Source organism: Actinomadura fibrosa (genome assembly GCF_900659615.1).
GTDB classification, from domain to species: Bacteria; Actinomycetota; Actinomycetes; order Streptosporangiales; family Streptosporangiaceae; genus Spirillospora; species Spirillospora fibrosa.
The window spans coordinates 1-7,452 of sequence record NZ_CAACUY010000352.1; the positions used below are offsets into that span (position 1 = coordinate 1).

Genomic DNA, 7,452 nt, shown 5'->3' on the forward strand with positions numbered 1-7,452 from the left:
CGCCGCAGGTGCCGCCGGCCGCGCCCGCGCCCGGCAGGTCGTGGACCCGCACGCCCCCGCGGGCGGCGAGGACGTCGGCGAACACGGTGAGCGCGGCGTCCAGCTCGCGGACCTGGTCCGGCGAGGCGCCCTTCTGCGGGCCGAACACCGCGGCGGCGCCGGACGGCCCCACGAGCGGGTTGGTCACGTCGCACGCGACGCGGAAGCGGGTGGCGCGGACCTCCGCGGGCAGCCCGGAGTCGTCGATCCGGGCGAGGCGGGCGAGCGCCGCGCCGCCCGGCGGGAGGTCGTTCCCCGCGGCGTCGAGGAACCGGACGCCGAGCGCGCCGAGCAGCCCGGCGCCGCCGTCGGTGCTGGCGCTGCCGCCGATGCACACGAGCACGTCGCGGGCGCCGCGCCGCACCGCGTCCGCGATCAGCTCACCGGTGCCCGCGGTGGAGGCGCCGAGCGGGTCGGCCGGGACGTCCTCGACCAGCGGGAGGCCGGACGCGGCGGCGAGCTCCACGACCGCGGACCGCCCGTCGCCGGACAGCGCGTAGCGGGCCTTGACCGGGCGGCCGAGCGGGTCGGCGGCCGCGACCTCGACCTCCTCGCCGCCGCGGGCGGCCAGGAAGCAGTCGAGCGTCCCCTCGCCGCCGTCCGCCATCGGCACCGCGACGACCTCCGCGGCGGGCACCGCGCGGCGGACGCCGGCCTCGGCGGCGGCGCAGACGTCCGCGGCGGACAGGCTCCCCTTGAACGAGTCGGGCGCGACGACGACCCGCATGCTCAGTGTTCCGCCGCCAGCGTGGCCAGCACGGAGGCGAACTCCTCCGGCAGCACCAGCGTGTCGCCCTCGTAGCGCGTCTCCAGCAGCGTCAGCTCGCCCGCCCGCCACCAGTACAGGTGCGGGCTCAGCGACCCCGGGCCCTCCTCGTAGGCGCGGTGGGCCTGGGCGTGGAGCTCGGTGGCGGCGGCCACGGCCGCCCGGTACCGGGCCCGGGGGTTGCCGTCGGCGATGCGCAGGGCGTGCGCGACGATCAGGCTCCGGTTCGGCGCGATGACGAGGGCGCCGTACGGGCCGATCGGGAGGTACTCCTCCAGCCACGCCAGGTGCGTCACGGCGTAGAACGTCCAGCCGTGCAGCACCGAGACGCGGACGCCGCCGAGGTCCTGCTCGTCGAGCTGGAGCGGTCCGTCGCCGCGGACGTTGGCGCGGCCCAGCATGAACAGGGCGTCGCCGGAGACGGGCCAGCCGTCCATCTCCTCGTTGGTGACCGTCCGGACGGTCGTCGGGGTGTCGACGACCACGACCTCGATCAGGCCGGGCGCGAACGGCCGGGCCGCGAGGACGCCGTTGTCGGCCTCCGCCGGGTAGATCCGGGTGCGCAGCAGGTGCTGGGCGAGGTCGAAGTCGCTGAGGTCGAGCGGCTCCTCGATCGCGGTGACGATCGTGGTGACGTGGTCGGACACCAGCGCGGGCCAGTCGTCGCGCGGCACCAGCCGGGCGAGCTGCCGCAGGTTCCGCATGCTGACGTGCAGCCGGTTGGCGCCCTCCAGCAGCATGACGTCGCCCGGCACGCGGCGGCAGGCGTAGCCGAGGCTCTCGGCGACCAGCACCAGCAGCGAGTCGAGGGTTCCGTCGTCCCAGGGGTCGGGACGGGCATGGCGGCCGCCGCTCATCGCGCACCTCCCGGCGCTTCCAGGGTCAGTACGCCGTCCGGGAGCGGACCCCCGGACGCGCGGGGCGGCTCGAAGGACAGCGTCAGCGCGTCGCCGTCCAGCCGGGCGGGGGCGCCGAGCTCCAGCGTGCGCTGGCGGGGACCGTGCCCGGCGGGCACCCCGGCGAGGACGGGCACCCCGAGCGGCCCGAGCCGGGCGGTGAACACCGAGTCGAGCTCGGCGGGGTCGCCGGAGCGCTCCCAAGAACCGAGCGCGATCCCGGCGGCACCGTCGAAATAACCGGCCTGGAGCAGCTGGACGAGCATCCGGTCGATCCGGTAGGGCGCCTCGGCGACGTCCTCCAGGAAGACGATCCGGCCCGCGGCGGGCGGCGAGGCGTAGGGGGTGCCCAGCAGAGCGGTGAGGAGCGTGAGGGTGCCGCCGGTGAGCGGCCCCTCGGCGTGGCCGGGACGGAGCGCGCGGGTGCCCCGGACGGCCGCGGGCCCGTCCCGGAACAGGCCGGCGCGGAGACCGTCGAGCGTGTCGGCGCCGTCGGGGTCGTCGCTCGTGGGCACGTTCCCGGACAGGATCGGACCGAGGTCGGCGATCCTCCCGGCGGGCATGGGCCCGAAGGAGGTCGTGACGCCGAGCCGCGCCGCGAACGCGGCGTGCAGGGCGGTGATGTCGCTGGAACCGTGCAGGATCTTCGGTGCCCCTCCCCGTTCGGCGGACTCGGCGGTGGCGGCGGCCAGCGCGTCCCAGTCGAGATGGTCGAGGACGCGGGTCGCCCCGTAGCCGCCGCGGGCGCAGACCACCGCGCGGACGCGCGGGTCGCACCAGGCGGCCTGGAGGTCGGCGGCGCGGTCGGCGTCGGAGCCGGCGAGCCGCTGCCAGTCGTCGCGAACGCTTTCCGGGCGGGAGCCCTGGGGGTCCGGGGTTCCGCCCCCGGGAAGTGTACGCAGGCTCGTCGGGCGGGAGCCCTGGGAGTTCGAGGATCCGCTCCCGAGAGGGGTGCGGACTCGCTCGGGCGTTCCGAGGTTCACCTGGTCGAGGGCGTGCTCGCCGACGGCGACGTCGAGGCCGAGGTCGCGCAGCACCGCGCAGCCCGCCTCCAGCCGCTCCGGCTCCACGGGGCCGCTCGGCGCGACCACCGCGACCCGGTCACCGGGACGCAGCGCCCCGTACCGGCGCGGACCGGGCATGCGCGCCCGTCCGCCGGGCATGCCGACGGCGGGCGCGTCGGACGGCCCGTCGGCCGCCTCCGCGCGGGCGCCCCCGCTCATCAACCCGATCCCTCCTCGCACCGCGACGGATAGAGCTTGTCAGGATCCGGACGCCAGCGGAAGGGGCGACCGGCCATCAGCCTCCAGGAGATCATCCCGCGGTCACCGCGCGGTCCCGAGCACGAGGCCGGCGAGCCGGGGCAGCGTCTCCCCGATGGGGCGGCGCAGCACCGCGTCCGCGAGCCGGTCGTACGGGGTCTCCTCCGCGTTCACGATCACCAGCCGGGCGCCGTGCTCGACGGCCTCCAGGCACAGCCCGGCCGCGGGCTGGACGGTCAGCGAGGTGCCGACCGCGAGGAACAGCTCGCAGGAGCGGGCGGCCTCGACCGCCGCGTCCAGGACGTCCCGGTCGAGGGCCTGCCCGAAGGAGATCGTCGCGGACTTCTGGACGCCGCCGCACTCCAGGCACGGCGGGTCCTCCTCGCCGGCGTCGACGCGGGCGAGGACCTCCGGCATGGGCGTGCGGAGCCCGCAGGCGAGGCACTCCGCCTCCCGCATCGTGCCGTGGATCTCGATCACGGCCGCCGACCCCGCCCGCTGGTGCAGGCCGTCGATGTTCTGGGTGATCAGGGCGCGCAGCCGCCCGGCGCGCTCCAGGTCGACCAGCGCGGCGTGCGCCGCGTTCGGCTCGGCGTGCCAGGCGGGGTGGTCGCGCCGGGACCGCCAGGCGCGGCGCCGCACGTCCGGGTCGGCCAGGTAGGAGCCGATCGTGGACATGGCCTCGGCGGTCGGGTCCTTCGTCCAGACCCCCTGCGGCCCCCGGAAGTCGGGGATCCCGCTGTCGGTGGAGATCCCGGCACCGGTCAGCACCGTGATCGACTCGACCCGCGGCAGGAGGCCGGCGAGCGTCGGGGGAGCGTCCATGCTCCAAGGCTAGGGCCCGCCCGGCGCGCTCCGCGCCGGAATATCGGCCGGGTATTCGGTCGGGCCCGCCGGAGCGTCGCGGACCGACCGGCCCCTAAAAGGTGACAAACTTGAGCCCGGTATGAGGTCGACGCCGCACATCCTCGTGGTCAACGGCACCAAGGTCCGCCGCCCCGTGTTCGTGCTGGGCGCGCCCCACTCGGGCGCGGACCTGCTGGCGCGCGCGATCAAACGGTCGCCCGGCTTCCACCTCACGACGGGCCGCCCGGGGGTGCTCAGGGTCACCTACGCCTTCGCCCGGCGCCCCGCGATCGCCACCGAACGGGGCAAGGGCGCGGCGCGCGTGCTCCGCGACGCCTACGCCGAGGCGTGGCAGATCTCCGCGCGGGCGTGCGCCGAGTGCCCCGCCGAGTGCCGCGAGCTGGCGGGGCTGCCGCCCGTCTCCCCCGCGCCCGCCTCCCCCGCGCCCGGCGCCGCCGGACGGCCGGACCCCGGCGAGGGCGGCCCCTGCACCGAGCCGCGCGGCATCGAGCGGTTCGCCGACGCCTCCCCCGACCTGCTCTACAGCGCCGACGTCCTCCTGGACGCCTTCCCCGACGCGCAGCTCGTCCAGGTCATCCGGGACGGCCGGGACGCGGTCGCCGACATGCTCGACGACGAGCGGTGCCTCGCCTGGTTCAAGCCGGGCCTCGCCAACCTGGACACCGTGTTCCCGAACCCGTTCCTCGGCGTCGAGGACCACACCGAGCGCGACCGGTGGCCCCGCGCGGCCCCGGCGGTGAAGTGCGCGCTGCGGTGGCGCGGCTCCGTGCGGCTCAGCGCCCGGCTGCACCACCAGACGCCCGGCGAGCAGCTGTTCACCGTCCGCTACGAGGAGCTCGTCGCCCGGCCGCGCCGGGTCGCCGGCGAGGTCGCGCAGTACCTGGACGCGCCGATCTCCAGCACGACCCTGTCGGGGCTCGTCAGGGCGGGCGCGCGGGACCACGACGAGCACGGTGTCGGGTCGTGGCGCGAGCGCCTGTCCGCGCGGCAGCTCGCCCAGGTCGAGAAGGTCGCCGGGACGGAGCTGCGCCGGCTCGGCTACCGGCTCGCGGCCGACGCCTGACGCGCCGCCGCCGCACCGGCGCCCAGCGGGCCGGCGCCGAGCGGGCCGGGGCCCAGCCAGCCGATCGCCACGCCCGCCGCGCCCAACCCGAGCAGCATCACGGTGTAGCGGCCGGTTCCGGTCCTGACGACGCGTCCGGGGTTGATCGTCCGACGCACGGCGGCCTCCCTCGATCCTCAGCCTGTCGTCCACTCTGACGCCGCCAGGTGGCCGCCGGGTTGCGGCGAGGGGGCCGCGATCCCAATCTCAGGCCAGCGCCGCGCCGGACCGCCGCCCGCCGTTCCGGGCGTCGCCATCGGGCGCCTCGCCGTCGCGCGGGTCGCCGTCCTGGCGGGAGAACTGCGTCCGGTACAACTCGGCGTACAACCCGCCGCGCAGCAGCAGCTCCTCGTGCCGGCCGCGTTCGGCCACCCGGCCGTCCTCGATCACGAGGATCTGGTCGGCCTCCCGGATCGTGGACAGCCGGTGCGCGATCACCAGCGAGGTCCGCCCGGCCAGCGCCGTCCGCAGCGCCCGCTGCACGGCGGCCTCGGACTCGGAGTCCAGGTGCGCGGTCGCCTCGTCCAGGACGACCACCGACGGCGCCTTCAGCAGCAGCCGGGCGATCGCCAGGCGCTGCTTCTCGCCGCCCGACAGCCGGTAGCCGCGGTCCCCCACGACGGTGTCGAGGCCCTCGGGCATGGCCGCGACCAGCCCGCCGATCTGCGCGGCCTCCAGCGCGGCGAGGATCTCCTCGTCCGACGCGTCCGGGCGGGCGTAGCGCATGTTCTCGCGGATCGTGTCGTGGAACAGGTGCGCGTCCTGGCTCACCACGCCGACCTCCGCGCGCAGCGAGTCGAGCGTGACGTCCCGGACGTCGGTCCCGCCGACGCGGACCGCGCCGCCGGACACGTCGTAGAGCCGCGAGACCAGGTGGGTGATCGTCGACTTGCCCGCGCCGGACGGCCCGACGAGCGCGACGAGCTGCCCGGGCTCCGCGGTGAAGTGCACGTCGTGGAGCACCTCGCGGCCGGGCGCGGTGTCGGTGCGGGCGATCGACTCCAGCGAGGCCAGCGACACCTCCTCCGCGGACGGGTAGGCGAACCGGACGTGGTCGAACTCGACGGCGGGCGCGCCGCCCTCCCCGGCGAGCGGGCGGGCGTCCTCGCGGTCGCGGATGAGGGGCTTCAGGTCGAGCACCTCGAAGACGCGGTCGAAGCTGACGAGCGCGGTCATCACGTCCACGTGGACGTTGGACAGCGCGGTCAGCGGCCCGTACATGCGGGTCAGCAGGGTCGCGAGGGCGACGAGCGTGCCGAGCTGGAACGTGCCGTCCACGACGAGGAAGCCGCCGACGCCGTAGACCATGGCGGTCGCGAGGGCCGCCACGAGCGTCAGCGCGGTGAAGAACACCCGGCCGTACATCGCGGCGACGACGCCGATGTCGCGGACGCGCGCGGCGCGCTGGGAGAAGTTGTCCTCCTCCTCGACGGGGCGCCCGTACAGCTTGGCGAGCATGGCGCCGGCGACGTTGAACCGCTCGGTCATCAGCGAGCTCATCTCGGCGTCGAGCTGCATCTGCTCGCGGCTGATCCGCGACAGCCGCCGGCCGACCCACTTGGCGGGCAGGATGAAGACCGGGAGCAGCAGCAGCGCGATCAGCGTGACCTGCCAGGACAGCACCATCATCGTGACCAGCACCAGGATGAGGCTGATCACGTTGGACACCACCGAGGACAGGGTGGTCGTGAGGGCGCGCTGCGCGCCGATGACGTCGTTGTTGAGCCGGCTGACCAGCGAACCGGTCTGCGCCCGCATGAAGAACGCGACGGGCTGCCGCTGGACGTGCCCGAACACCTGCGTGCGCAGGTCGTAGATCAGCCCCTCGCCGATGCGCGCCGAGTACCAGCGCTGCGCGAGCCCGAGCACCGCCTCCAGCAGCGCGAGCCCGGCGACGGCGACGGCGAGCCACACCACGAGGTTCTGCCGCTCCGGCACGATCCCGCGGTCGATGATCGCCTTGAGCAGCAGCGGGTTGGCGACGACGATCACCGCGGCGACCGTGTTCAGGGCGAGGAACAGCACCAGCTCGCGGACGTACGGGCGGGCGTAGCCCGCGATCCGCCGCACCGTGCCGGGCTTGAGCCGCTGCTGGACGACCGACCCGTCCCGGCGGAACGAGGCCATCACCTGCCAGCCGTTGCCCGGCATTCCCGGCATCCCCACAAGCGCCTCCGAGGGGTCCCCGCGCGGCCGCGGGAGCCGCGGCCGCGCATACGCGTAATCAAGTAAGCATCCCAGTATCCGCCGGGCACAACGCGTCCGCGGGCGGCCGGTCTTCCCGGCTCCGCTCACGGCGTAACCGCCCTCTGACGGGGGCCGCGCGGCCGCACCGCGCGCGGGCGGGCGGCCGGTACCGGGCGATCGAGTGGACGCGGCGCCGCGCCGGTAGTACATGTGATCGACGACTTCAGGCTCACACCCCCCAGGAGCCCCCAGTGAGACGACGCTTCCCCTGGAGCGGCGCCGGCGCGATCACCCTCGCCGCCGGGCTGCTCGCCACGACCGCGCTCCCCGCGG

Annotated in this window: 7 protein-coding genes; 1 reads left to right on the forward strand and 6 read right to left on the reverse strand. The window is 75.7% G+C overall.

Translation table 11 applies throughout. The features are described from left to right. The 4 genes from E1300_RS45780 to E1300_RS45800 all read right to left on the reverse strand — a co-directional run. A partial coding sequence (locus tag E1300_RS45780) for a glycerate kinase (RefSeq protein ID WP_131763535.1) occupies positions 1-766 on the reverse strand: 766 nt, incomplete at its 3' end. Between the two features lie 2 nt (positions 767-768). Beyond that, entirely contained in the window at positions 769-1,662 is an 894-nt protein-coding gene (locus tag E1300_RS45785) for a hypothetical protein (RefSeq protein WP_131763536.1), read from the reverse strand. Then, positions 1,659-2,924, reverse strand: coding sequence for a S66 peptidase family protein (locus E1300_RS45790; protein ID WP_242619827.1), 1,266 nt, complete (start codon positions 2,922-2,924; stop codon positions 1,659-1,661). The genes E1300_RS45785 and E1300_RS45790 overlap by 4 nt, the downstream gene beginning before the upstream one ends. A 102-nt stretch (positions 2,925-3,026) precedes the next feature. Beyond that, positions 3,027-3,788, reverse strand: coding sequence for an SIR2 family NAD-dependent protein deacylase (locus E1300_RS45800; RefSeq protein ID WP_131763537.1), 762 nt, complete (start codon positions 3,786-3,788; stop codon positions 3,027-3,029). A gap of 121 nt (positions 3,789-3,909) precedes the next feature. Here E1300_RS45800 and E1300_RS45805 point away from each other — a divergent pair, with 121 nt between their 5' ends. Next, a complete protein-coding gene (locus E1300_RS45805) occupies positions 3,910-4,893 on the forward strand; it encodes a sulfotransferase family protein (RefSeq protein ID WP_131763538.1) in 984 nt (327 codons plus the stop codon). Here E1300_RS45805 and E1300_RS45810 read toward each other — a convergent pair. Together E1300_RS45810 and E1300_RS45815 are read right to left on the reverse strand one after the other, a co-directional pair. Continuing rightward, positions 4,869-5,051: a hypothetical protein gene (locus E1300_RS45810; RefSeq protein WP_131763539.1), complete on the reverse strand. Its 183-nt coding sequence runs from the start codon at positions 5,049-5,051 to the stop codon at positions 4,869-4,871. The genes E1300_RS45805 and E1300_RS45810 overlap by 25 nt on opposite strands. Positions 5,052-5,139: 88 nt before the next feature. Continuing rightward, positions 5,140-7,092, reverse strand: coding sequence for an ABC transporter ATP-binding protein (locus E1300_RS45815; RefSeq protein ID WP_370786067.1), 1,953 nt, complete (start codon positions 7,090-7,092; stop codon positions 5,140-5,142). Positions 7,093-7,452 lie beyond the last annotated feature (360 nt).